Origin of the sequence: Achromobacter aegrifaciens, assembly GCF_902859735.1 — a bacterium.
Taxonomy (GTDB): domain Bacteria; phylum Pseudomonadota; class Gammaproteobacteria; order Burkholderiales; family Burkholderiaceae_B; genus Achromobacter; species Achromobacter aegrifaciens.
On the sequence record NZ_CADIJY010000011.1, the window covers coordinates 1 to 24386 of the forward strand.

19 protein-coding genes and 1 pseudogene are annotated in these 24386 nt (G+C 65.6%); 9 read left to right on the forward strand and 11 right to left on the reverse strand.

All coding sequences use genetic code 11. From position 1 onward, the window contains the following. From HV766_RS23465 to HV766_RS23490, 6 genes and pseudogenes are all read right to left on the reverse strand, one after another. Nucleotides 1-268 (reverse strand): annotated as a pseudogene (locus HV766_RS23465) (DNA methyltransferase); the annotation flags it as partial. Between the two features lie 33 nt (nt 269-301). Next, nucleotides 302-730: a CopD family protein gene (locus tag HV766_RS23470; RefSeq protein WP_175163653.1), complete on the reverse strand. Its 429-nt coding sequence runs from the start codon at nt 728-730 to the stop codon at nt 302-304. A gap of 99 nt (nt 731-829) precedes the next feature. Then, complete coding sequence (locus HV766_RS23475) at nt 830-2281, reverse strand: bifunctional 2-methylcitrate dehydratase/aconitate hydratase (protein WP_175181941.1); 1452 nt, start codon at nt 2279-2281, stop codon at nt 830-832. Nucleotides 2282-2351: 70 nt separating this feature from the next. After that, nucleotides 2352-3545, reverse strand: a complete 1194-nt coding sequence (gene prpC / locus HV766_RS23480; RefSeq protein ID WP_042792448.1) for a bifunctional 2-methylcitrate synthase/citrate synthase — start codon at nt 3543-3545, stop codon at nt 2352-2354. Nucleotides 3546-3640: 95 nt separating this feature from the next. After that, a complete protein-coding gene (gene prpB, locus HV766_RS23485; protein WP_054450739.1) occupies nt 3641-4531 on the reverse strand; it encodes a methylisocitrate lyase in 891 nt (296 codons plus the stop codon). Between the two features lie 252 nt (nt 4532-4783). Further along, complete coding sequence (locus HV766_RS23490) at nt 4784-5773, reverse strand: malate dehydrogenase (RefSeq protein WP_013392305.1); 990 nt, start codon at nt 5771-5773, stop codon at nt 4784-4786. A 367-nt stretch (nt 5774-6140) separates the two neighbouring features. Here HV766_RS23490 and HV766_RS23495 point away from each other — a divergent pair, with 367 nt between their 5' ends. From HV766_RS23495 to HV766_RS23530, 8 genes are all read left to right on the forward strand, one after another. Then, the gene (locus HV766_RS23495) at nt 6141-6920 is read left to right on the forward strand and encodes a GntR family transcriptional regulator (protein ID WP_042792450.1); all 780 of its coding nucleotides are present in this window, start codon (nt 6141-6143) and stop codon (nt 6918-6920) included. Nucleotides 6921-7041: 121 nt separating this feature from the next. Next, complete coding sequence (gene sdhC, locus HV766_RS23500) at nt 7042-7455, forward strand: succinate dehydrogenase, cytochrome b556 subunit (protein WP_013392307.1); 414 nt, start codon at nt 7042-7044, stop codon at nt 7453-7455. Next, on the forward strand, nt 7455-7838 hold the full coding sequence (gene sdhD / locus HV766_RS23505; protein WP_013392308.1) for a succinate dehydrogenase, hydrophobic membrane anchor protein: 384 nt from the start codon (nt 7455-7457) through the stop codon (nt 7836-7838). Before sdhC ends, sdhD begins: the two co-directional genes overlap by 1 nt. A gap of 15 nt (nt 7839-7853) precedes the next feature. Continuing rightward, complete coding sequence (gene sdhA / locus HV766_RS23510) at nt 7854-9620, forward strand: succinate dehydrogenase flavoprotein subunit (protein ID WP_225589297.1); 1767 nt, start codon at nt 7854-7856, stop codon at nt 9618-9620. A gap of 18 nt (nt 9621-9638) precedes the next feature. After that, entirely contained in the window at nt 9639-10355 is a 717-nt protein-coding gene (locus tag HV766_RS23515; RefSeq protein ID WP_054450743.1) for a succinate dehydrogenase iron-sulfur subunit, read from the forward strand. A 133-nt stretch (nt 10356-10488) separates the two neighbouring features. Next, on the forward strand, nt 10489-10749 hold the full coding sequence (locus HV766_RS23520; protein ID WP_013392311.1) for a succinate dehydrogenase assembly factor 2: 261 nt from the start codon (nt 10489-10491) through the stop codon (nt 10747-10749). A gap of 19 nt (nt 10750-10768) precedes the next feature. Then, complete coding sequence (locus HV766_RS23525; protein WP_013392312.1) at nt 10769-12079, forward strand: citrate synthase; 1311 nt, start codon at nt 10769-10771, stop codon at nt 12077-12079. Between the two features lie 101 nt (nt 12080-12180). Then, nucleotides 12181-13293 carry a hypothetical protein gene (locus tag HV766_RS23530; protein WP_175181942.1) on the forward strand — a complete coding sequence of 371 codons (1113 nt, stop codon included), beginning with the start codon at nt 12181-12183 and terminating at the stop codon, nt 13291-13293. Nucleotides 13294-13317: 24 nt separating this feature from the next. On the opposite strand, the gene HV766_RS23535 is transcribed toward HV766_RS23530, so the two are convergent. The 3 genes from HV766_RS23535 to mdeB form a co-directional block, all read right to left on the reverse strand. Beyond that, nucleotides 13318-13770: a DUF2214 family protein gene (locus HV766_RS23535; protein WP_054450746.1), complete on the reverse strand. Its 453-nt coding sequence runs from the start codon at nt 13768-13770 to the stop codon at nt 13318-13320. 133 nt (nt 13771-13903) lie between these two features. Next, nucleotides 13904-16201, reverse strand: a complete 2298-nt coding sequence (locus HV766_RS23540) for an NADP-dependent malic enzyme (RefSeq protein WP_054450748.1) — start codon at nt 16199-16201, stop codon at nt 13904-13906. A 190-nt stretch (nt 16202-16391) separates the two neighbouring features. Next, a complete protein-coding gene (mdeB, locus tag HV766_RS23545; protein WP_175181971.1) occupies nt 16392-19073 on the reverse strand; it encodes an alpha-ketoglutarate dehydrogenase in 2682 nt (893 codons plus the stop codon). A gap of 224 nt (nt 19074-19297) precedes the next feature. Here mdeB and HV766_RS23550 point away from each other — a divergent pair, with 224 nt between their 5' ends. Beyond that, complete coding sequence (locus tag HV766_RS23550) at nt 19298-21346, forward strand: OPT family oligopeptide transporter (protein WP_175181943.1); 2049 nt, start codon at nt 19298-19300, stop codon at nt 21344-21346. Nucleotides 21347-21377: 31 nt separating this feature from the next. Here HV766_RS23550 and HV766_RS23555 read toward each other — a convergent pair whose 3' ends face one another. Together HV766_RS23555 and uraD are read right to left on the reverse strand one after the other, a co-directional pair. Beyond that, on the reverse strand, nt 21378-22610 hold the full coding sequence (locus HV766_RS23555; RefSeq protein ID WP_175181944.1) for a M20 family metallopeptidase: 1233 nt from the start codon (nt 22608-22610) through the stop codon (nt 21378-21380). Between the two features lie 6 nt (nt 22611-22616). Further along, entirely contained in the window at nt 22617-24380 is a 1764-nt protein-coding gene (gene uraD, locus HV766_RS23560; RefSeq protein WP_175181945.1) for a 2-oxo-4-hydroxy-4-carboxy-5-ureidoimidazoline decarboxylase, read from the reverse strand. Nucleotides 24381-24386: the final 6 nt, after the last annotated feature.

The following is a 24386-nucleotide window of genomic DNA, read 5'->3' on the forward strand; positions in this document are numbered from 1 at the left end:
GTCCCGGCGCCGCCCGGTCCGACGCGCCGCGCGCGGACTGGCCGCGGCCGGCGCCGCGCGGGCCACGCGCTTCCTCGTCCTTGCGCCGCTGATAGGCGGCGGGATCTTTCTGGCGTTCGATGCTTTCCTTGGTGCGCTCCTGTTGCGCGACCAGACGGGCGCGGGCGCCGCTGCGGGTGCGCTTGGGGGCGTCTTCGGCATAGGCGTCGCGCGCCGTTTTCTTGATCGTCAGCGTCTTGCGCGGGCGGTCCTGTTCATCAGAGGACATACGAATCCTGGCGAATGTGCAGAGGTAGGGGTATCAGAAGGGTTTGACGACGACCAGCGCCACCACCACCAAGAGCAGCAAGACGGGAACTTCGTTGAACCAGCGATAGAACTTGTGCGAACGGGTGTTTTTGCCCTGTTCGAATTTGCGCAGCATCAGGCCACAGGCGTGATGGTAGCCGATGACGAGCAGGACGAAAAAGAGCTTGGCGTGCATCCAGCCGTTGCCGGGGCCCACGCCGATGCGATAACCCAGATAGAGCCACATGCCGAATACCACCGCGACCACGGCCAGGATGGTGGTGAAACGGTACAGGCGGCGCGCCATGCCCAGCAGGGTGGTCTGGACCGCGGGGTCCGATTGCTGCGCCAGATTCACGAATATGCGCGGCAGGTAGAACAGGCCGGCGAACCAGGAAGCGATAAAGACAATATGAAAGGTCTTGACCCAAAGCATGGCCATGGCGCGATCCAGTCGAGGAAAGCCGCATTGTAAGCTGCGCCACTACGCGTTCAGGCCAAGAGGCAAAGCCCCGCGGACAGGGCTTTGCGAGGAGGCGGCTCAGATCACGTACAGGTCGACGTACTCGTGGACCGGCATGGCTTCCAGCCGCTTCTGGTCCAGCGAGGCCTGCAGGATGCGGTCTTGCTGGCGGGCTGGAAACATGCGCGCCAGATTGGTGCGGAACTTGGTTTCCAGCAGCGGTATGCCTTCGGGGCGGCGGCGCTTGTGGCCGATGGGGTACTCGCAGACGATCTCGTCCAGCCGCGTGCCGTCCTTGAATTCCACCGTCAGCGCATTGGCGATCGAACGCTTGTCGGGGTCGTGATAGTCGCGGGTGTAAGCCGGGTCTTCGACACACACAATCTTGTCGCGCAGCGCGTCGATGCGTGGATCCCGCGCCACCGCGTCCTCGTAGTCGGCCGCGGTCAGGCGGCCGAACAGCGTCGGTACCGCCACCATGTACTGGATGCAGTGGTCCCGGTCGGCCGGGTTGGCCAGCGGTCCCTTCTTGTCGATGATGCGGATGCAGGCTTCGTGCGTGCGGATTGTGATTTTCGCGATGTCGTCGGCGTTCTTGTCGGCGGCCTGCAGCCGGGCGTGGAGTTCCATTGCGCACTCGACGGCGGTCTGCGCATGGAATTCGGCTGGAAACGAAATCTTGAACAGCACGTTTTCCATCACGTAGCTGCCGTAGGGGCGCTGGAACCGGAACGGCTGGCCTTTGAACAGCACGTCGTAAAAGCCCCAGGTCTTGGCCGTCAGCACGGACGGATAGCCCATTTCGCCGGTCCGGGCGATCAGCGCCAGGCGCACGGCGCGGCTGGTGGCGTCGCCCGCGGCCCAGCTCTTGCGGCTGCCGGTATTGGGCGCGTGGCGATAGGTGCGCAGGCTCTGGCCATCGACCCAGGCCAGCGACACCGCATTGATCACTTCATCGCGGCTCAGGCCCAGCATCTGCGCCACCACGGCGGTGGAGGCAACTTTCACCAGCACGACGTGGTCCAGGCCGACCTTGTTGAAGGAGTTTTCCAGTGCGATGCAGCCCTGGATCTCGTGCGCCTTGATCATGCCGGTCAGCACGTCGCGCATCAGCAGGGGCGGTTTGCCGGCCGCGACCGCCGTGCGGGACAGCCAGTCGGCGGTGGCCAGGATGCCGCCCAGGTTGTCGGACGGGTGGCCCCATTCGGCGGCCAGCCAGGTGTCGTTGAAGTCCAGCCAGCGGATCATCGTGCCGATGTTGAAGGCGGCCTGCACGGGATCGAGCTGGAATTGCGTGCCCGGCACCTTGGCGCCGTGGGGCACGGTCGTGCCGGGGACGATGGGCCCCAGCAGTTTCCTGCACGCTGGATACTCCAGCGCTTCCAGGCCGCAGCCCAGCGTGTCGATCAGGCAGTTGCGCGCCGTTTCGTACGCCAGGCCGCTCTGGATTTCATACTTCAGGACGTAGTCGGCGATATCGACCAGAACCAGGTCGGGATCGGGACGGACGTTGGAGATCGGGGCAGACATAGCGGTACCTCTCCATGGAATGAATACAGGTGGCCATGCCGTGCCCTCGTCCGCGCCCTGGTGTCGTGGCTTACTTGCGCTTTTCCAGCGGCACGAACTTCTGGTCTTCCGGGCCCACGTAATTGGCGGTGGGGCGGATGATCTTGTTGTCGATGCGCTGCTCGATGATGTGGGCCGACCAGCCCGCCGTGCGCGCGATGACGAACAGCGGCGTGAACATGGCGGTGGGGACTCCCATCATGTGATAGCTGACGGCCGAGAACCAGTCCAGGTTGGGGAACATCTTCTTGATGTCCCACATGACCGTTTCCAAGCGTTCGGCGATGTCGAACATCTTGGTGCTGCCGGCCTTCTTGGACAGCTTCTTGGCCACTTCCTTGATGACCTTGTTGCGCGGGTCGGACACGGTATAGACGGGGTGGCCAAAGCCGATGATAACTTCCTTGGCTTCGACGCGGCGGCGGATGTCAGCCTCGGCCTCGTCCGGGGTTTCATAGCGCTTCTGCACGTCGAAGGCCACTTCGTTGGCGCCGCCGTGCTTGGGGCCGCGCAGCGCGCCGATGGCGCCCGAGATGGCGGAGAACATGTCCGAGCCGGTGCCGGCGATGACGCGGGCCGTGAACGTGGACGCGTTGAACTCGTGTTCGGCGTACAGGTTCAGCGAGATGTGCATGGCCTTGACCCACTCGTCACTGGGCTTTTCGCCATGCAGCAGGTGCAGGAAGTGGCCGCCGATGCTGTCGTCGTCCGTCTGCACGTCGATGATGCGGCCGTTGTGGCTGTAGTGGTACCAGTACAGCAGCGCCGAGCCCAGGTTGGCCATCAGGCGGTCGGCGATGTCGCGCGCGCCCGGGGTGTTGTGGTCGTCTTTTTCAGGCAGCACGCAGCCCAGCACGGACACGGCGGTGCGCATCACGTCCATCGGGTGGCTGGCGGCGGGCAAGGCTTCCAGCGCGGCTTGCAGCTGGGCGGGCAGGCCGCGCAGGCTGCGCAGCTTTTCCTTGTAGGCCTTCAGTTCGGCCTTGTTCGGCAGCTTGCCGTGGACGAGCAAGTGGGCGATTTCCTCGAACTCGCTGGCGTCGGCGATGTCCAGGATGTCGTAGCCGCGGTAGTGCAGGTCGTTGCCGCTGCGGCCGACCGTGCACAGTGCGGTGTTGCCGGCGACGACGCCGGACAGCGCAACCGACTTCTTGGGCTTGAAGCCGGCTTTTTCTTCCGGCTGGGCGTCCGTCTTGGCCACTTGCTTCTTGGGAGCCGTGCTCATGTCTCTACTCCTTCCTTTCGCGATGGTCGTTGCTATTGGGGGTGGGCATGCAAGGCGCCGGGCGGCTGCCGCGACGCCGGAAACCGTGGGCTGGCTTAGGCCTTGCCCTTCTGGAACAGCGCGTCCAGCTTCGATTCGAATTCGTGGTAACCGATGCGGTCGTACAGTTCCTCGCGCGTCTGCATCAGGTCCACCACGTTCTTCTGGTGGCCATCGCGGCGGATGGCGGTGTAGACCGCTTCGGCTGCCTTGTTCATGGCGCGGAAGGCCGACAGCGGGTAGAGCACCATGCCCACGCCCACGCTCTTCAGTTCTTCCACCGAGAACAGCGGCGTCTTGCCGAATTCGGTGATGTTGGCCAGCACCGGCACCTTGACCGCCTTGACGAAGCGGTCGTAGGTAGGCAGGTCGTAGGCGGCTTCGGCGAAGATCGCGTCGGCGCCCGCTTCCACGCAGGCCAGCGCGCGCTCGATGGCGGCGTCCACGCCATGGGAGGCAATCGCGTCGGTGCGGGCGATCAGGTAGAAGTCCGTATCGGTGCGGGCGTCGGCCGCGGCCTTGACGCGGTCGGCCATTTCTTCGGTCGAGACGATTTCCTTGCCGGGGCGATGGCCGCAGCGCTTGGCGCCGACCTGGTCTTCGATGTGGCAGGCGGCGGCGCCGAACTTGATCAGGCTCTTGACGCTGCGGGCGATGTTGAACGCCGACGGGCCGAAGCCGGTATCGATGTCGACCACCAGGGGCACGTCGCAGACGTCGGTGATGCGGCGCACGTCCGTCAGGACGTCGTCCATGGTGTTGATGCCCAGGTCGGGCAGGCCCAGCGAACCAGCCGCGACGCCGCCGCCGGACAGGTAGATGGCGCGGTAGCCGGCGCGCTTGGCCAACAGCGCGTGGTTGGCGTTGATGGCGCCGATGATCTGCAGGGGGCTTTCTTCGGCAAGCGCGCGGCGAAAGAGGGCGCCGGCGGATTCGGGTCTGGACATGGGTGGTCTCCGTAATTTGGACCGGGTGTTTTCGTGGGCCCCGGATGAAACGACTGGACTGCGGACTGGCGCGTTGCAGGCCAGGCCGGGATGCGTCCCGTCCTGGTTCCTGACCTTACCGCGGGCCCGGAAAATAAATCTGTCCCCTTCGCGACATTCCTTTGCGCAGGGGCAAAGGGACAGGTTTATGTTTCGGTCTTGCCTAGGAATTGGGCCCGCGCAAACGGGCCCAATTCTTTACTCATGCGCTGCTTACTTCAGCAGGTCCTTGACGCCGTCGCGCTCTTCGAGGAGCTCTTTCAGCGTGAAGTCCAGGCGCTCGCGCGAGAAGGCGTCGATTTCCAGGCCTTCGATGCGCTTGTATTCGCCGTTTTCGGTCGTGACCGGCACGCCGTAGATGATGCCTTCGGGGATGCCGTAGGAGCCGTCCGACGGGATGCCCATCGTGACCCACTTGCCGTTGCTGCCCAGGACCCAGTCACGGACGTGGTCGATGGCGGCGTTGGCAGCCGAAGCGGCCGAGGACAGGCCGCGGGCTTCGATGATGGCGGCGCCGCGCTTGCCCACGGTGGGGATGAACGTGTCGCGGTTCCAGGCGTCGTCGTTGATCAGCTTGGACAGCGATTCGCCGCCGACGGTGGCGAAGCGGTAGTCGGGGTACATCGTGGGCGAGTGGTTGCCCCACACGACCAGCTTTTCGATGTCGGCGACGGCCTTGCCGGACTTGGCAGCCAGTTGCGACAGGGCGCGGTTGTGGTCCAGGCGCAGCATGGCGGTGAAGTTCTTGGCGGGCAGGTCCGGCGCCGACTTCATGGCGATGTAGGCGTTGGTGTTGGCCGGGTTGCCGACGACCAGGACCTTGACGTTGCGGCTGGCGACGTCGTTCAGGGCCTTGCCCTGAGCCGTGAAGATCTGGGCATTGACCGACAGCAGGTCCTTGCGTTCCATGCCGGGGCCGCGCGGGCGGGCGCCAACCAGCAGGGCCACGTCGGCGTCCTTGAAGGCGGTGCGCGGGTCGCTGTGGGCGGTGACTTCTTGCAGCAGCGGGAAGGCGCAGTCATCCAGTTCCATGATGACGCCCTTCAGGGCCTTTTGCGCTTTCTCGTCGGGGATTTCCAGCAGTTGCAGGATGACGGGTTGATCTTTACCCAGCATTTCGCCGGAGGCGATGCGGAATAGCAGTGCGTAACCGATTTGGCCGGCGGCGCCGGTGACGGCGACACGCAAGGCAGGCTTGGACATGGACGTTCTCCGTAATGGTTTGGCGAGAAAAAATCTCACCAAGCAGTGTAATCGTTGGGCGTGAAAATCAACGCGTGTGCAACGGCGTGCGCAGTGGCAGGCGCGGGGCCCGGGCAGCGTTGAATCCTAGATCGAATTTACGTGTCCGTCAATTGCTCTTCTATCTTATATAAGACATAAGACGTTGGACAGCCGCCCGGCCAATATGCCACAATAGAGCGTTTATTCGAATGCGCCGCAACCCGGTTTCGGTTGCGCGCCTGTATCAAGCCAGAACACTGGCGGCGGCAGCGCATTGCGGATGGGTTCGCTGCCTTGCGCCGCCCTCCCATTTCCCCGGATAAACATGACCCAATCAAAAAGATCCATGGCAGAGCCCCGGCCCGAAACCTCCTTACGCATTCGCGCCGCCCGCACGGCGGGCGAGGGGGCCGCTTTCAGTCCGCTCTACCGGCAAATCAAGGATCTGCTTGTCCAGAGCCTGGAACGCGGCGAATGGAAGCCCGGCGAACTCATCCCCAGCGAAATCGATCTGGCTGCCCGTTTCCAGGTAAGCCAGGGCACGGTGCGCAAGGCGGTCGATGAGCTGGCTGCCGAGCACATGCTGCTGCGCCGCCAGGGCAAGGGCACTTTCGTCGCCACCCACCACGAAGCGCGCGTGCGCTACCGCTTCCTGCGCCTGGCCGCCGATGACGAAGGCGAGGCCGGCCGGGCCGAAAGCCGCATCCTGGAATGCCGGCGCCTGCGGGCGCCCGCCGAGATCGCGCGCGCCCTGGACCTGCGTGCCGGCGAAACCGTCGTCATGATCCGCCGCCTGCTGTCCATGGGGCAGACGCCCACCGTCGTGGACGACATCTGGCTGCCCGGTTCCATTTTCCGTGGACTGACCCTGGAGCTGTTGACCGCCAACAAGGCGCCGCTCTACGGTCTGTTCGAATCCGAATTCGGCGTGAGCATGGTGCGCGCGGACGAAAAGCTGCGCGCGGTGATCGCGCCGGCCGAGGTCTGTCCGCTGCTTAACGTTCCCGCCGGGACGCCGTTGTTGCAGGTTGATAGGGTGTCTTATACGTATGGTGACCGCCCCATGGAAATCCGCCGGGGGTTGTACTTGACCGATCGATACCACTACCGCAATAGTCTGAATTGATGAGTTTTTTACCTACGATTTGATACCGACCCTATCTCTGGGCGAAAATACCGTGTTTGCCCGCAAGGGCTACGGCATTTCCGCCGTAACGATTCCCTAGTTCCGAAACACCGAGGCCGTCATGTCCGACACCGCTGCCAAGCCACGTCCGCAGTTTCGCAATATTGGTATTGCGCAACTCGCCAGCTACCGCCTGCCCCTGGCCGGCAAGCTGTCCATCCTGCACCGCGTCAGCGGTGCGCTGCTGTTCCTCTGTCTTCCCTTGGTCATTCTGCCGCTGTTCGCGGCCAGCGTGGCCGCACCGCAGACGTTCGCAGCCGTGGCCGCGTACGCCGGCAACCCGATCGTCAAGCTTGTCTTCCTGGTCCTGATCTGGGGCTATCTGCACCACTTCTGTGCCGGCATCCGCTACCTGCTGCTGGACCTGCACATCGGTATCGACAAGCTGTCGGCCAAGAAGAGCGCCGGCGTGGTTTTCGGGGTGAGCCTGGCGCTGACCCTGGTGTTCGCTCTCAAACTGTTCGGAGTGCTGTAATGGCCGACGTCAAAAACTACGGACCCAAGCGTCTGGTCGTGGGCGCCCATTACGGCGTCATGGATTTCATCATCCAGCGCATCACCGCCGTCATCATGGCCGTGTATACGCTGGTGCTGCTCATCGGCATCCTGATGATGCCGGCCTTCACGTACGAGCACTGGACCGCGCTGTTCAACTTCTACGTGGGCGTTCTTCCGGTTGGCCAGATCCTGGCCACCCTTGCATTCATTGCGCTGGCCTGGCATGCCTGGATTGGTGTGCGCGACATCTGGATGGACTACGTCAAGTCGGTGGGCGTGCGCCTGCTGCTGCAAGTGCTGACGATCCTCTGGCTGGTCGGTTCGGTCGTTTACTTCGCGCAAATCCTCTGGAGCATTTAAGCCGTGGTCTCTGTCATGAAATCCCTGCCGCGCCGCCAGTTTGATGTGGTGGTCGTTGGCGCCGGTGGAGCCGGCATGCGTTGTTCGCTGCAACTGTCCCAAGCGGGCCTGTCCGTTGCAGTGCTGTCCAAGGTGTTCCCCACGCGTTCGCACACGGTTGCCGCACAGGGCGGCGTGAGCGCCTCGCTGGGCAACATGAGCGAAGACAACTGGTACTGGCACATGTACGACACCGTCAAGGGTTCGGACTGGCTGGGCGACCAGGACGCCATCGAATTCATGTGCCGTGAAGCGCCGAACGCCGTGTACGAGCTCGAGCACTTCGGCATGCCGTTCGACCGCAACCCCGACGGCACCATCTACCAGCGTCCGTTCGGCGGCCACACCGCCAACTTCGGTGAAAAGCCGGTCCAGCGCGCCTGTGCCGCTGCCGACCGCACCGGCCACGCGCTGCTGCACACCCTCTACCAGCGCAACGTCGCCGCGCGCACCCAGTTCTTCGTCGAATGGATGGCGCTGGACCTGCTGCGCAACGAAGCGGGCGACGTCGTGGGCGTGACCGCCCTGGAAATGGAAACGGGCGAAATCTACATCCTGGAAGCCAAGACCACGGTGCTGGCCACCGGCGGCGCCGGCCGCATCTGGGCCGCTTCCACCAACGCCTTCATCAACACCGGTGACGGCCTGGGCATGGCCGCCCGCGCGGGCATTCCGCTGCAGGACATGGAATTCTGGCAATTCCACCCGACCGGCGTGGCCGGCGCCGGCGTGCTGATCACCGAAGGCGTGCGCGGCGAAGGCGGCATCCTGCTGAACAAGGATGGCGAACGCTTCATGGAGCGCTATGCGCCCACGCTGAAGGATCTGGCCCCGCGCGACTTCGTGTCCCGCTCGATGGACCAGGAAATCAAGGAAGGCCGCGGCTGCGGTCCGGACGGCAGCTACGTGGTCCTCAAGCTGGATCACCTGGGCGCCGACGTGATCAACAAGCGTCTGCCCTCGATCCGCGAAATCGCGATCAAGTTCGGCAACGTGGACCCGATCAAGGAACCGATCCCCGTCGTTCCGACCATCCACTACCAGATGGGCGGCATTCCGGCCAACTACCACGGCCAGGTGCTGACGCGCGAAAACGGCGAGAACAAGATCGTCAACGGCCTGTACGCCATCGGCGAATGCGCCGCGGTGTCGGTGCACGGCGCCAACCGCCTGGGCACCAACTCGCTGCTGGACCTGATCGTGTTCGGTCGCGCCACCGGCAACCACATCGTCAATTCGCATCCGGAACGCCAGCACGCGCACCAGCCCGTGCCGCAGCAAGCCGTCGAATTCTCGCTGGACCGCATCAACAAGCTGGAATCGCGCACCTCGGGCGAGAAGACCCAGGACATCGGCAACGCCATCCGCTTCTCGATGCAGCGCCACTGCGGCGTGTTCCGCACGCTGGAACTGCTGAACGAAGGCGTGACGCAGATCGAAGATCTGGCCAAGCAAGCCGACAACATCTACTTCAAGGACAAGTCCAAGGTGTTCAACACCGCGCGCGTCGAGGCGCTGGAATTGGCGAACATGACCGAAGTGGCCCGCGCCACGATCAAGTCGGCCGCCAACCGCACCGAAAGCCGCGGCGCGCACGCGCTGGACGACCACCCGACGCGCGACGACGAGAACTGGCTGAAGCACACGCTGTGGTACTCCGAAGGCAGCCGCCTGGATTACAAGCCCGTGCAGATGAAGCCGCTGACGGTCGAGTCCTTCCCGCCCAAGGCGCGTACCTTCTAAGTCCGGATTGAGCCCACTATGAGCACCAAGAGAATCGTCAAGTTCGAAATCTACCGCTACGATCCGGACAAGGACGAGCGCCCGTACATGCAGAAGCTGGAAGTCGAACTCCAGCCGACCGACAAGATGCTGCTCGATGCGCTGGTGCGCATCAAGAACGACGTCGATGACAGCCTGGCCCTGCGCCGCTCGTGCCGTGAAGGCGTGTGCGGTTCGGACGCCATGAACATCAACGGCAAGAACGGTCTGGCGTGCACGACCAACCTGCGCGAACTGAAGGAACCCATCGTTCTGCGTCCGCTGCCGGGCCTGCCCGTCATCCGCGACCTGATCGTGGACATGACGCACTTCTTCAACCAGTACCACTCGATCCGCCCGTACCTCATCAACGACACGCCGCCGCCCGAAAAGGAACGTCTGCAGTCGCCCGAGGCCCGCGAAGAACTGGATGGCCTGTACGAGTGCATTCTGTGCGCGTGCTGTTCCACTTCCTGCCCGTCGTTCTGGTGGAACCCGGACAAGTTCGTCGGCCCGGCCGGCCTGCTGCAAGCCTACCGCTTCATCGCCGACAGCCGCGACGAAGCCACGGGCAGCCGCCTCGACAACCTGGACGATCCGTACCGCCTGTTCCGTTGCCACACCATCATGAATTGCGTCGACGTCTGTCCCAAGGGACTGAACCCGACCAAGGCGATCGGCAAGATCAAGGAACTGATGGTTCGCCGTACGGTCTAGTTTTTATTAAGCGCATTTTGCCTCCGGCGGCATTTTTTGCCGCCGGGCCGTCCCAAGGCAAAAACGCCCCCAAGGGGGGCAGCAAGCCCGCGTAGCGGGTGCGGCGTGGGGGCTTTTAAAGGTGTAAAGAAGGATGAGCAAGCTAACTGAATTGGAGCGGGCGCGCTTGCGTTGGCGGGCGCGCCGCGGCTTGCTCGAAAACGACTTGATCATCACCCGGTATCTGGATGCCCACGAGGCTGAGCTTACCGATGATGACGTAGCCGCATTGACGCAGCTTTTCGAGATGGGAGACAACGACCTTCTCGATTTGCTGCTGGCCCGCAAAGAGCTTGAGGGCGCGCTGGACACGCCCAGGCTTCGGAGCATCATTGGCCAGATGCGCGCGCTCTGATTAATTGAGAGGAATGAACATGAACCTGTCTGACAAAAAAGCCACTCTATCCTTCTCGGATGGCAGCGCCCCCATTGAGTTCCCTGTTTACAAGGGTACGGTTGGTCCGGATGTGATCGACATCCGCAAGCTGTACGGCCAGACGGGCATGTTCACGTTTGACCCCGGCTTCATGTCCACCGCTGCCTGCGAATCGGGCATCACGTACATCGACGGCGACAAGGGCGAACTGCTGTACCGCGGCTACCCCATCGAGCAATTGGCCGTCAATTGCGACTTCATGGACATCTGCTACCTGATCCTGAACGGCGAACTGCCCAACAAGGACCAGAAGGCCGATTTCGATTCGCAAGTGACCCATCACACGATGGTCAACGAGCAGCTGCACTTCTTCCTGCGCGGCTTCCGTCGCGACGCGCACCCGATGGCCGTGCTGACCGGCCTGGTCGGCGCGCTGTCCGCGTTCTACCACGACTCCACCGACATCACGAACCCGCAGCATCGTCACATCTCGGCCATCCGCCTGATCGCCAAGATGCCAACGCTGGTCGCGATGGCCTATAAGTATTCGCAAGGCCAGCCCTTCATCTACCCGCAGAACGACCTGTCCTACACGGGCAACTTCCTGCGCATGATGTTCGCCACGCCGTGCGAAGACTACAAGGTGAACGAAGTCGTCGAGCGCGCGCTGGACCGCATCTTCATCCTGCACGCCGACCACGAGCAGAACGCTTCGACCTCGACCGTCCGCCTGTGCGGTTCGTCGGGCACCAACCCGTTCGCCGCCATCTCGGCCGGCGTGGCTTGCCTGTGGGGCCCGGCTCACGGCGGCGCCAACGAAGCTTGCCTGCAGATGCTGGAAGAGCTGCAAGCCAACGGCGGCATCGCCAAGGTCGGCGAGTTCATGGAGAAGGTCAAGGACAAGAACTCGGGCGTGCGCCTGATGGGCTTTGGCCACCGCGTCTACAAGAACTACGACCCGCGCGCCAAGCTGATGCAGGAAACCTGCAAGGAAGTGCTCTCGGCCCTGGGCCTGGAAAACGACCCGCTGTTCAAGCTGGCCATGGAACTGGAACGCATCGCCCTGTCGGATCCGTACTTCGTCCAGCGCAAGCTGTACCCGAACGTGGACTTCTACTCGGGTATCGTCCAGCGCGCCATCGGCATCCCGACTTCGCTGTTCACGGCCATCTTCGCGCTGGCCCGCACGGTGGGCTGGATCGCCCAGTGGAACGAAATGCTGTCGGATCCCGATTACAAGATCGGCCGTCCGCGCCAGCTGTTCACCGGTTCGGTCACGCGCGACGTGCCCCCGATGGACAAGCGTTGATACGCAGTCTGGCTTGAACAAGAAACCGCCTTCGGGCGGTTTTTTGTTGCCTGTACGCCGTGTGGCCGCGGCGCGATGGTTTGGCGTGTACCATCCTTGCCATGATTCCGATAGCGCTGCCTTCTGCTGGCTTCTACATTTTTGTTTCCCTGGGTTTTCTTGCCGGTCTGGCGCTGCTGGCCTGGGCCGTGGTCCTGGTCGCCAGCGGCGGCGCACGCCGCACGGTGCGCAAGTACTGGAAGACTTCTTCCCTGGTGTTCGTCGTGCTGGCCGTGCCGTTCGCCTTCTATGCCTGGGTGCAGACGGTGATCTGGCAAATCGAGCGAGAGGGCGCCCGTGCCGAGGCAGCCCGCAATGTCACGCTGCAGGAAGTCACGACCGTCGGTGGCATCGCCATGCCCGCGGGCACTCGACTGAAGCTGCAGGACGAAGGGCAGCTGGAGACCTATCTCGAAGCGGAATTTCCGCAGCCCGTGGCCATGTATGGCGTGCAGGCGTCGAGCGCGCGGCGCTATCTCAATTCGGACTATGACGACGAAACCTACGCCTTGCGGGGCCGCTATCCGCGCAACGTCATCCTGCGTGGCGCGGGCAGCCAGACCGTGCTGGGCTGGCAGTGCGACGCCACGCAGGATATCGAATTCGAGGTGGCGCGCGATGGCGCGATGAGGGCGCTGGACAAGTGCGTGCTGGGGCCGGGCAACCGCGCCGAAACCCTGGACCTTGCGCCGGGTTCCATCGTCTACAACTCCAGCGGCACGGTCTACACCGATGGCTCGAGCGATCCGGACCGCTGGCGCATCGAGGTCAAGGATCCGATGGCGGTCCGGATATTCGGGCTGCCCTTGAGCGAGCCCCGGCTGTACCTGGACGAGGCGCGGCGCCTGCTGCGGGTCAGCGATGCGGAACTGGCCTGCCCGACGCGATTCGGCGGCGTGAGCTATGCCGCCGGCACCCAGGTCAAGTCGATGCGCCGCGGCCGCGGCGATGCGCGCGAGCCGTTCCCGGGCGTGCTGGTGCTGAGCCCCTGGAATGGCCAGGCCGCCACACGCGACGGCCAGGCGGACGTGCCGGAAGGCATGTCGGTGATGCAGACCTTGGCTGGCGAGGTTGTGGACGTGGTCCGGAACGACACGGTGGGCGTCTTCCACTTCGCCACCTTCGTGGTGGGCGACGAGGAACCCGAGGCCCCCCGTCGCGCATCCTGCCCTTGAGCGCACGGCCCTCGCGGGCGGGTGTTACGCGCCGATGCCGCGCGCCATCAGCACGGCGAACAGCGGCAGGAAGATGAACAGGTGCGATTCGATCATGACCCAGCGCCGCGCCCGCTTGATGTCGGCGGCCGCAGGCAAGAAGCCCGGCTGCTGCCGCGACTGCTTGGCCCAGCGCAGGAAGGTCATCGTCGGCGCGATCGAACAGAGCCCGATGATGACGAAGAGCGTGATCTTGGCATGGAACCAGGGATTGCTCATGTAGAACGCGGCGCCCTTGATGCCCAGCGTCAGGCGCAGCACACCAGTGATGAGCACCACCACGGCGCTCAGCGCATAGAGGCGGTCATAGATGACCAGGCGCTTGAGGCCGGCGGCAGTGAGATCGGGCCGCAGCAGCACGGCTTCGGCGGTCAGGACCACCACCAGCAGGAAGATGGCCAGGTAGTGAAACCAGGCATACAAGGCGTCGGCCAGCATGTTGACTCCAGAAAACAAGGTTGAACTTGGTTTTTACCATCAGCCCGCGCCGGCGGGCTATCGCGGCGGCAGGAGCCCGCGCAATGAAAATGGGCGCCCCGAGGGGCGCCCATTGCTCAGCGGCTGACTATCATCAACGGCGCTTCTTGGCGGCCTCGGCGGCTTCCTGCTGCGCGTCCACCACGGCCAGCGCCGTCATGTTGACGATGCGGCGCACGGTGGCGCTGGTGGTCAGGATGTGCACGGGGCGCGCCGCGCCCAGCAGGATCGGGCCCATCGCGACGCCATTGCTGCCAGTCATCTTCAGCATGTTGTACGTGATGTTGCCGGTGTCCAGCGTGGGCATGACGAGCAGGTTGGCGCGGCCCTTGAGCGTGCTGTCCGGGTAGGCCAGGACGCGGATCTTTTCCGACAGGGCGGCGTCGGCGTGCATTTCGCCGTCGACTTCCAGGTCGGGAGCGCGGTCCTGCACCATCTGGCGCGCGGCGGCCATCTTGCGCGAGGATTCCGTCACGCGGCTGCCGAAGTTGGAGTGCGACAGCAGGGCGATCTTCGGCACCACGCCAAAGCGCAGCATTTCGTCCGCGGCCTGGATGGTGATGCTGGCGACTTCCTCGGCCGTCGGGTTCTCATTGACGTGGGTGTCGGTGACGAACAGCGTCTGGTCGGGCAGCATCAGCACGTTCAGGGCGGCGTAGGTCTGGCCTTCCTTCTTGCCGATGATTTCGTCGATGTATTTGAGCTGGTTGTCGTACTTGCTGGCCACGCCGCACAGCAGGGCATCCGCGTCGCCGCGACGCAGCAGCATCGCGCCGATCAACGTGTTGTGCTTGCGGATCATCGCCTTGGCGATGGCCGGCGTCACGCCTTCGCGGCCCTTCAGCTGGTAGTACGCGTTCCAGGTTTCGTTGAAGCGGCTGTCGTCTTCCGGATCCACGATCTCGAAGTCCTGGCCGGCCGCCAGGCGCAGGCCGAACTTCTTGATGCGCATTTCGATGACGGCCGGGCGGCCGATCAGGATCGGGAACGCCAGCTTCTCATCGGCCACGGTCTGCACCGCGCGCAGCACGCGCTCGTCTTCGCCGTCGGCGTAGATGACGCGCTTGGGCGCCTTCTTGGCCTGGGCGAACAGCGGACGCATCAGCTGGCCCGAGTGGTACACGAAGCCCATCAGCTTCTGGCGGTAGGCTTCGATGTCCTCGATGGGGCGGGCGGCCACGCCGGAGTCGGCGGCGGCCTGGGCCACGGCGGGGGCGATCTGGACGATCAGGCGCGGGTCGAAGGGCTTGGGGATGATGTAGTCCGGGCCGAACGACAGTTCCTGGCCGGCGTAGGCGCGGGCCACTTCGTCGTTCTGCTCGGCTTGCGCCAGTTCGGCGATGGCCTTCACGCAAGCCAGCTTCATCTCTTCCGTGATGCGCGACGCGCCGGCGTCCATGGCGCCGCGGAAGATGAAGGGGAAGCACAGCACGTTGTTGACCTGGTTCGGGTAGTCCGAACGGCCGGTGGCGATGATGCAGTCCGGGCGGGCGGCCTTGGCCACTTCAGGACGGATTTCCGGTTCCGGATTGGCCAGCGCCAGGATCAGCGGGCTGGCGGCCATGGTCTTGACCATGTCGGCGGTCAGCACGCCGGCGGTCGAGCAGCCCAGGAACACGTCGGCGCCGTTGACCACGTCGGCCAGCGTGCGCGCGTCGGTCTTCTGCGCGTAGCGCTTCTTGTTGGCTTCCATGTTTTCATCGCGGCCGTCCCAGATCACGCCGCGCGAATCCACCACGTAGATGTTCTCGCGCTTGACGCCCAGGTGGACCAGCAGGTCCAGGCAGGCGATGGCGGCGGCGCCGGCGCCGGAGCAGGCCAGCTTGACCTTGCCGATGTCCTTGTTCACGACCTTCAGGCCGTTCAGGATGGCGGCCGACGAAATGATGGCGGTGCCGTGCTGGTCGTCGTGGAAGACGGGGATCTTCATGCGCTCGCGCAGCTTCTTCTCGATGTAGAAGCACTCGGGCGCCTTGATGTCCTCGAGGTTGACGCCGCCCAGCGTGGGTTCCAGCGCGGCGATGATGTCGACCAGCTTGTCGGGGTCGTTCTCGGCCAGTTCGATGTCGAACACGTCGATGCCGGCGAACTTCTTGAACAGGCAGCCCTTGCCTTCCATCACGGGCTTGGCGGCCAGCGGGCCGATGTTGCCCAGGCCCAGCACGGCGGTGCCGTTGGTGATCACGCCCACCAGGTTGCCGCGCGAGGTGTACTTCGAGGCGGCGTCATCGCCCTGGTCGAAGATGGCCATGCAGGCGGCTGCCACGCCGGGGGAGTAGGCCAGGGACAGGTCGTCCTGGTTGGCCAGCGTCTTGGTCGGAGTGACCGAGATTTTGCCGGGGGTGGGGTAGGCGTGGTAGTCCAACGCCATTTTGGTGAGGGTTTCGTCCATGGGATACAGGCCTTGCGGGCGCTAAATGGAAAGGAAATGGGATTGCAAAAAGCGGGCTCGCGGCCCGCCGTATTTTCTGGGAAATGCTTGGGAACACCCGTATTTCAACAGAAAGCGCGGGTGCTTGGTTGTTGCGCTGCAGCGAATGGACGATTTTGCGCAAAACCTCGCTGCATTGCGGATTGCAATCCTATCTATCCCAAGGCGGCGTTTGCCGCGCGCCGGCATTCAGGCGCGCGCGCAACGCCTGGGCATCTTCCTGGCGGTCCAGGCTGTCCAGCGCGTACAGCACGATCCAATCCGCGCTGACCTCGAAGAAGTCGCGCAGCTGGGCGCGGGTATCGCTGCGGCCGAAGCCGTCGGTGCCCAGCGTGCGGTAGGGCGCGGGCACCCAGGCGCGGATCTGTTCCGGCACGGCGCGCACGTAGTCGCTGGCGGCGACTACCGGGGCGTTGCTGGCGCCCAGGCAGCTGCGGACCCAGTCGGCGCCGGATGCAAGGCCGAGCACGCGGGCGCGTTCGGCTTCGCGGCCGTCGCGGGCCAGTTCGGAAAAGCTGGTGACGCTCCAGACTTCGGCGTCCACGCCGTAATCGGCCTGCAGGCGCTCCGCCGCGAGTTCGGCCTCGCGCAGCATCGGGCCCGCGCCCAGCAGGCGCACCTGGGCCTGCCCGCGCGCGGGCCGCAGGCGGTACATGCCGCGCAGGATGCCCTCGCGCACGTCTTCGCCTGCCGGCATGTCCGGCTGCGCCAGGTTCTCGTTGGTGACGGTCAGGTAGTAGAACTCGTCGCGCTGTTCGTCCAGCATGCGGCGCATGCCGTGCTCGACGATGATGGCGACCTCGTAGGCATAGGCCGGGTCATAGGCGCGGCAGTTCGGCACGGCGGCGGCCATGATGTGGCTGGAGCCGTCCTGGTGCTGCAGCCCCTCGCCGCCGAGTGTGGTGCGGCCGGAGGTGGCGCCGACAAGGAAGCCGCGCGTGCGCTGATCGGCGGCAGCCCAGATCAGGTCGCCGATGCGCTGGAAGCCGAACATCGAGTAATAGATATAGAAGGGCAGCATCGGCAGGCCGTTGACCGAATAGCTGGTGCCCGCGGCCGTCCACGAGGAAATCGCGCCGGCCTCGGTAATGCCTTCTTCCAGGATCTGGCCGTCGCGCGCCTCGCGGTAATACAGCACCGAGCCGATGTCCTCGGGTTCGTAGAGCTGGCCTTGCGCGGAATAGATGCCGATCTGTCGGAACAGGTTGGCCATGCCGAAGGTGCGCGCCTCGTCCGCCACGATGGGCACGATGCGCGGCCCCACGTTGGCGTCCTTGAGCAGGGCGGTGAGCATGCGCACGATGGCCATGGTGGACGACATTTCCTTGCCGTCGGCGGCCAGCGCGAAGCGCGCCCAGTGCTCCGCGTCCGGCGGCGCCAGGCGCGGCGCCTCGGTATTGCGGCGGGGAATGTGGCCGCCCAGCGCGGCGCGGCGCGCCTGCAGGTGGCGCAGTTCGGCGCTGTCCTCGGCCGGGCGGTAGAACTTCAGCGCCAGGCAATCGGCGTCCGAGATCGGCAGCGCGAAGCGGTCGCGGAAGGCCAGCAGCGCCTCGTCATCCAGCTTCTTCTGCTGGTGCGTGGTCATCTTGCCCTGGCCGGCCGAGCCCATGCCGAAACCCTTCTTGGTCTGCGCCAGGATCACCGTGGGCTGGCCGCGATGGCGCACGGCGCGGTGGTAGGCCGCGTGGATCTTCACCATGTCATGGCCGCCGCGGTGGAGGCGGTCGATGGCTTCGTCGCTCCAGTCGGCCACCAGGGCGGCCAGTTCGGGATTCTGGTTGAAGAAGTGGGCGCGGTTGAAGGCGCCGTCGTTGGCCGCGAAGGTCTGGAACTGTCCGTCCACGGTATTGGCGAAGGCGCGCGCCAGGGCGCCGTTGGTGTCGCGCCGCAGGAGCGCGTCCCAGTCGCTGCCCCAGACCAGCTTGATGACGTTCCAGCCGGCGCCCGCGTACAGCGTTTCCAGTTCGTCGATGATGCGGCCGTTGCCGCGCACCGGGCCGTCCAGGCGCTGCAGGTTGCAATTGACCACGAACACCAGGTTGTCGAGCTTTTCGCGCGCGGCCAGCGTCAGCGCGGCGATGGATTCAGGTTCGTCCATTTCGCCATCGCCGAAGATGCCCCAGACCTTGCGGTCGCCGCCGGGCATCAGCGAACGGTGCTCCAGGTAGCGCATGAAGCGCGCCTGGTAGATGGCGTTGATGGGGCCGATGCCCATCGAGCCCGTGGGGAATTGCCAGAAATCCGGCATCAGCCACGGGTGCGGATACGACGACAGCCCGCGCAGGCCGCGCGCGCCAGCCGTGATCTCCTGGCGGAAATGCGCCAGGTCCTCTTCGCCCAGAAAGCCTTCCAGATAGGCGCGGGCATACACGCCGGGCGCCGAGTGCGGCTGCATGTAGACCAGGTCGCCGGGGCCGTCCGGGCTCTGCGCGCGAAAGAAATGGTTGAAGCCGACCTCGAACAGGTCGGCGGCCGAGGCGTAGCTGGCGATGTGGCCGCCCAGCTCTCCATGCGCCTGGTTGGCGCGCACCACCATGGCCAGCGCATTCCAGCGGTTGATGCGGGCGATCCGTTCCTCCACGGCGAGGTTGCCGGGGAAGGGCGGCTCCTGATCGGCGGGGATGGTGTTGAGGTAGGCGGTGCGGGTCTGGCTGTTGGCGCGCAGGCCCAGCGAGGCCGCATGACCCAGCAGATTGTCCAGCACGTAGCCCGCGCGCTCAGAACCTTCCGCCTGTACCAGCGATTCCAGCGCCTCACGCCATTCGGCGGTTTCGGCAGGGTCGGCGTCGTGCTGGATGTCTTGCCCGGGGCGGGCGGAACTGGCGTCGCGCATGGTCTTGTCGTCTCCTGGTTTGACGTCCATGCTAGACCCTAGCCCCTGGCATGGGTGATCAAAATTCTGGGGAAACTTCGGAAAATTCAGCATAATCTTTTGCAAGTTTTACCGCTTGCGGCAGCTTCTGCCGAGGATATGCTTGGTGGTCGTATCAGAGGGGTGACCGCCAGGTGGACGCGAAGGCGCTAGAATTCGCGCCTGGCAAGATAGGAATAACTGCAATGACCCAACCCATCAGCGTCCCGGCAGAGGTCACGTTGCCCGAACTTACGTTCCGCGGCATCCTCCTGGGCGCAATCATCACCGTCATCTTCACGGCTTCCAACGTCTTTCTCGGACTGAAGGTGGGCCTGACGTTCTCATCCGCCATTCCGGCGGCGGTGATCTCGATGTCCGTCCTGCGCCTGTTCAAGGACGCGAACATCCTCGAAAACAACATGGTGCAGACCCAGGCCTCCGCGGCCGGGACGCTGTCGTCCATCATCTTCATCCTGCCGGCCCTGGTCATGATGGGGCACTGGCAGGGCTTCCCGTTCTGGCAGACGCTGGGCATCTGCGCCGCCGGCGGCATGCTGGGCGTGATGTTCACCATTCCGCTGCGCCACGTGATGGTGGTGCAGAGCGACCTGCCGTATCCGGAAGGCGTGGCTGCCGCTGAAATCCTGCGGGTGGGCAGCGCCGAGCGCGCCCAGGACGAGGCCGCGGACACCGGACGCGCGCCAGCCAAGGTCGAGACCGGCATGGGCGACATCGTGGCCGGCGGCGTGGTCGCCGCCGCGGTCAGCTTCGCGGCCAGCGGACTGCGCGTGCTGGGAGACAGCGTCAGCGGCTGGTTCGCGCTGGGCGGCGCGGTGTTCCGGCTGCCCATGGGCTTTTCGCTGGCGCTGCTGGGCGCGGGCTATCTGATCGGCATCGTCGCGGGCCTGGCCATGCTGACCGGGTTGATCATTTCCTGGGGCATCGCCGTGCCCATCCTCACCGCCATGGGCGACATCCCGGCGGGCACGTCGCTGGCGAAGTACGCCACCGGCCTGTGGGCTTCGCAGGTGCGCTTCATCGGCGCCGGCGTGATCGGCGTGGGCGCCATCTGGACGCTGGCCACGCTGTTCATGCCGATGGCGCGCGGCGTCAAGGCTTCGTTCGCGGCGCTGACCAAGGCGGGCGCGGCCCGCGCCGGACGCGCGCCGCGCACCGAGCGCGACCTGTCGGCCGGCTGGATCTCGGCCGTGACGCTGGTGCTGGTGGCGGTCCTGGTGGTGACCTTCCAGGTGTTCCTGTCCGGCGCGCCGCTGTCGCCTGCCGGCATCTGGAAGCTGGTGGCCTACGCCGTGCTGTTTGCCTTCGTCTTCGGCTTCCTGGTGGCCGCCGCCTGCGGCTACATGGCCGGCCTGGTGGGGTCGTCGACCAGCCCGATCTCGGGCGTGGGCATCGTGGCCATCGTGCTGGTGTCGCTGCTGATGCTGGCGCTGGGCGGCGAATTGCTGGGCGCGCAGAACGGCGTGCAGATGGCGATTGCGCTGTCGATCTTCAGCACCTCGGCGGTGGTGGCGGTGGCCTCCATTTCCAACGACAACCTGCAGGACCTGAAGACCGGCTGGCTGGTGGGCGCGACGCCCTGGCGTCAGCAGGTGGCCCTGCTGATCGGCTGCGTCGCCGGCGCGGCAGTGATTTCGCCGGTGCTGGAACTGCTCTACAACGCCTACGGTTTTGCCGACGCCATGCCGCGCGAGGGCATGGACCCGGCGCAGGCCCTGTCCGCGCCGCAGGCGACGCTGATGCTGGCGATCGCGCGCGGCATCTTCACGCACCAGCTCAACTGGACCATGATCCTGATCGGCATGGCGGTCGGCGTGGGCCTGATCGTGGTGGACGAGATCATGAAGCGCACCTGCCGCGTGGCCCGGATTCCGGTGCTGGCCGTGGGTATCGGCATCTATCTGCCGCCCACCGTCGCCGCGCCCATCGTGGTCGGCGCGGTCCTGGCATGGCTGCTGGAACGCGCCCTGCGCCGCCGCGCGGCCGCCGCCGGCAAGCCCTACGAGCAGTTCGCCGACGCAGCCAATCGCCGCGGCGTGCTGATCGCCTCGGGCCTGATCGTGGGCGAAAGCCTGGTCGGCGTGCTGATGGCCGGCATCATCGGCGCGGCCGGCACCGAAGCGCCGCTGGCGATCGCCGGCGCGGGCTTCGAGCACACGGCCTCGTTCCTGGGGTTGGCCGTCTTCGTGGCGGTGGCGATCCTGTTCTGGCGCCGGGTGATGAAACTGGCGTGAAGCGCCCGGCCGGTCCTGCCGGGCGGCCGCCTCAGGCGGCGTCCAGCAGGTCGGCCAGCGTGCGGGCGATGACCTTGGTGGCGCGCCGCAGGTCTTCCAGCACTACCCGCTCATCGTTGCGCTTGGCGTGCGATTCCAGCACGGTGCGCGGTCCGGCGCCGTAGATCACGCCCGGAATGCCCGCTTCGGCGTACAGGCGCACGTCGGTGTAGAGCGGCGTGCCCATGGCGGCGATGGGCTCGCCGAACAATTCCTCTCCATGCTTCTGAATGGCCTGCACCAGCGGCTGGCTGCCGGGCAGCGGGCGCATGGAATTGGCCAGCAACAGGCGCTTGATGTCCACGCTGATGCCGGGCACGGCAGCAGCGGTTTCCCGGATGATGCAGCGGATGTCGGCCTCGACCTCGGCCGCGCTTTCTTCGGGGATCATGCGCCGGTCCAGCTTGAACGCCACCTTGCCTGGCACCACATTGGTGTTGGTGCCGCCTTCGATGCGGCCCACGTTCAGGTAGGGGTGGCTGATGCCCGGCACCTTGGAGCGGATTTCCCGGTACCGTGCGTTCTGCGCGTACAGCGCGTTCAGGATGGCAACCGCGCCTTGCAGCGCGTCCACGCCGCTGCTGGGGATGGCGGCATGCGCCATCTTGCCGTGGACCGTCACTTCCATTTGCAGGCAGCCGTTGTGGGCGGTTACGACCTCGTAGCTGAAACCCGCGGCGATCAGCAGATCGGGCTTGGTCAGTCCTTGGGACAGCAGCCAGCCGGGGCCGAGCAGGCCGCCGAATTCCTCGTCGTAGGTGAAGTGCAGTTCGACGGCGCCGCGGCTGGGGCGGGCGACGGCTTCCAGCGCGCGCAGGGCGAACGTGTAGCTGGCGAAGTCGCTCTTGCTGACCGCGGCGGCGCGGCCGTACAGGCTGCCGTCGTCGATCTCGCCGCCGTAGGGGTCATGTTCCCAGCCTTCGCCCGGCGGCACCACGTCGCCGTGGGCATTGAGCGCCACGCGCGGGCCGCCCGCGCCGTATTCGCGGCGCACGATCAGGTTGGTGATCGATTGCAGGCCATAGTCCCGCACGGCCTCGGCGGGCACGGGATGGGCTTCCGCCTGCAGGCCGAAGCCTTGCAGCAGCTCGGCCGTGCGCTCGGCATGCGGTGCGTTGTTACCGGGCGGCGTGTCGGTCGGCACGCGCACCAGCTCCTGCAGGAAGCGGACTTCCTCGTCAAAGTGGGCGTCAATCCAGGCGTCGAGTCGGGCGTAGTCGGTCATGGTCGGCTATTGGGTGTCGTGGGCAAGGTCGTCGAGCAGGTTCAGGAACGCCAGCACGGCAAGCTGGATGTCGTCGCTGGAGGTGGATTCGCGCGGGTTGTGGCTGATGCCGGAATTCTGGCCGCGCACGAACAGCATGGCCTGGGGCATGACCTCGTGCAGCTTCATGGCGTCGTGGCCGGCGCCGCTGGGCATGCGGTGGACGGGCAGTCCCAGCGCGTCGACGGCGCGTTCCCAGCGCTGCTGCCAGGCGCGATCGCTGGGCGCGGCGGCGGCGCGCATGGTTTCTTCCAGCGTGTAGCGCAGGCCGCGGCGCTGGCAGATGGCTTCGAGTTCGGCCAGCACGTCATGCGCCAGCGCATCGCGCTGCGCGTCGCTGGGCGCGCGCAGGTCCAGGCTGAAGCGGCATTCTCCCGGCACCACGTTGATCGAGCCGCCCGGGACTTCCAGCATGCCCATGGTGCCGACCGAGTCGCCGTCGCGGGCGGCGCGCTGCTCCACGTACAAGGCCAGTTCGGCCGTGGCGGTGGCGGCGTCGCGGCGGCGGTTCATGGGCGTGGTGCCGGCGTGGCAGGCCAGGCCGTGGATCCGCACCTGGTAGCGCACGCAGCCGTTGATGGACGTGACCACGGCCAGCGGCAGCCCCATTTCGTAGAGCACCGGCCCTTGTTCGATGTGGACTTCGACGAAGCCCAGATAGCGGGCAGGGTCGCGCTTGAGCGTGGGAATGTCTTCACTGCGCAGGCCGGCTTGCGCCATGGCGTCGCGCATGCTGACGCCGTCGTCGTCCTGCTGGTCCAGCCATTGCGGCTTGAAGTCGCCGATCAGTGCGCCCGAGCCCAGGAAGGTGGCGCGGTAGCGCTGGCCTTCCTCTTCCGCGAAGCCGATGACTTCCAGGTGGTAGGGCAGGCGCTTGCCCTGGCGGCGCAGTTCGCGCACGCAGGCCATCGGCACGAAGATGCCCAGCCGGCCGTCGTATTTGCCGGCGTTGCGCACGGTGTCGTAATGGCTGCCCGTCATGAGCGTGGGGGCGTCGGGGCTGGCGGCCAGGTAGCGGCCAACCACGTTGCCGACCGCGTCGATGCCGACCTCGTCGAAGCCGCAGTCGCGCATCCATTGCGACAACAGTCCGGCGCAGGCGCGGTGGGCTTCGGTCAGGTAGGTGACGGTGAGCTGCCCTTTTTCGGCGTAGCCGGGATCGCTGTGGACGGCCAGTTGCTCGCCCCAGTCCCAGATGTCGTTGCCGATGGCGGGTTCGGCGCCGAAGCCATCGCGCAGGCGGATCTCGGCGATGCGGTGCAACTGCTGCTGGGCCTCATCGAACTCCAGGTCCGGCGGGTTGTCCAGGCGTCGGGTGAACTCGTCGATCACCTGCTGGCGCGTCATGCCGGCGCCGCGCGGGCCGCGCACGGCCAGCACGAAGGGAAAGCCGAACCTGGCGCGGTAGTCGGCGTTCAACGCTTGCAGGCGGGCAGATTCGGCGGGCGTACACGCGGCCAATCCGGCCAGGTCCTGTTCGCGCGCCGAATCCGCGTCCTGGGGCGTCCCTGCTGCCAGCTCGGGATGGGCGCGCAGTAGCGCCGTCCGGGCATCGGCATCCGCGTCGTTCACGGCGCGGCGCAGGCGCTGCGCCAGGTCGGCCAGCGAGCGGAACGGCCGGTGGCCAAGCGCGCGTTCGGCGATCCAGGGCGCGCGGCCGTACAGGCCGTCGAGCATGGCGGCGGCGTCCGCGGGCGCTGCCGCATTGAGTTGGGCTAGGGTGTGGGCCATGGCCGT

Bases quoted from the DNA above. Each gene is read 5' to 3' on its own strand.
- HV766_RS23550 (WP_175181943.1), top strand. From the start codon at position 19,298: ATGACCCAACCCATCAGCGTCCCGGCAGAGGTCACGTTGCCCGAACTT.
- sdhC (WP_013392307.1), top strand. From the start codon at position 7,042: ATGTCCGACACCGCTGCCAAGCCACGTCCGCAGTTTCGCAATATTGGT.
- uraD (WP_175181945.1), bottom strand. From the start codon at position 24,380: ATGGCCCACACCCTAGCCCAACTCAATGCGGCAGCGCCCGCGGACGCC.
- HV766_RS23475 (WP_175181941.1), bottom strand. From the start codon at position 2,281: ATGTCTGCCCCGATCTCCAACGTCCGTCCCGATCCCGACCTGGTTCTG.
- prpB (WP_054450739.1), bottom strand. From the start codon at position 4,531: ATGTCCAGACCCGAATCCGCCGGCGCCCTCTTTCGCCGCGCGCTTGCC.
- HV766_RS23520 (WP_013392311.1), top strand. From the start codon at position 10,489: ATGAGCAAGCTAACTGAATTGGAGCGGGCGCGCTTGCGTTGGCGGGCG.
- HV766_RS23470 (WP_175163653.1), bottom strand. From the start codon at position 730: ATGGCCATGCTTTGGGTCAAGACCTTTCATATTGTCTTTATCGCTTCC.
- HV766_RS23530 (WP_175181942.1), top strand. From the start codon at position 12,181: ATGATTCCGATAGCGCTGCCTTCTGCTGGCTTCTACATTTTTGTTTCC.
- sdhD (WP_013392308.1), top strand. From the start codon at position 7,455: ATGGCCGACGTCAAAAACTACGGACCCAAGCGTCTGGTCGTGGGCGCC.
- HV766_RS23540 (WP_054450748.1), bottom strand. From the start codon at position 16,201: ATGGACGAAACCCTCACCAAAATGGCGTTGGACTACCACGCCTACCCC.
- HV766_RS23490 (WP_013392305.1), bottom strand. From the start codon at position 5,773: ATGTCCAAGCCTGCCTTGCGTGTCGCCGTCACCGGCGCCGCCGGCCAA.
- HV766_RS23535 (WP_054450746.1), bottom strand. From the start codon at position 13,770: ATGCTGGCCGACGCCTTGTATGCCTGGTTTCACTACCTGGCCATCTTC.
- HV766_RS23525 (WP_013392312.1), top strand. From the start codon at position 10,769: ATGAACCTGTCTGACAAAAAAGCCACTCTATCCTTCTCGGATGGCAGC.
- mdeB (WP_175181971.1), bottom strand. From the start codon at position 19,073: ATGCGCGACGCCAGTTCCGCCCGCCCCGGGCAAGACATCCAGCACGAC.
- HV766_RS23515 (WP_054450743.1), top strand. From the start codon at position 9,639: ATGAGCACCAAGAGAATCGTCAAGTTCGAAATCTACCGCTACGATCCG.
- sdhA (WP_225589297.1), top strand. From the start codon at position 7,854: ATGAAATCCCTGCCGCGCCGCCAGTTTGATGTGGTGGTCGTTGGCGCC.
- prpC (WP_042792448.1), bottom strand. From the start codon at position 3,545: ATGAGCACGGCTCCCAAGAAGCAAGTGGCCAAGACGGACGCCCAGCCG.
- HV766_RS23495 (WP_042792450.1), top strand. From the start codon at position 6,141: ATGGCAGAGCCCCGGCCCGAAACCTCCTTACGCATTCGCGCCGCCCGC.
- HV766_RS23555 (WP_175181944.1), bottom strand. From the start codon at position 22,610: ATGACCGACTACGCCCGACTCGACGCCTGGATTGACGCCCACTTTGAC.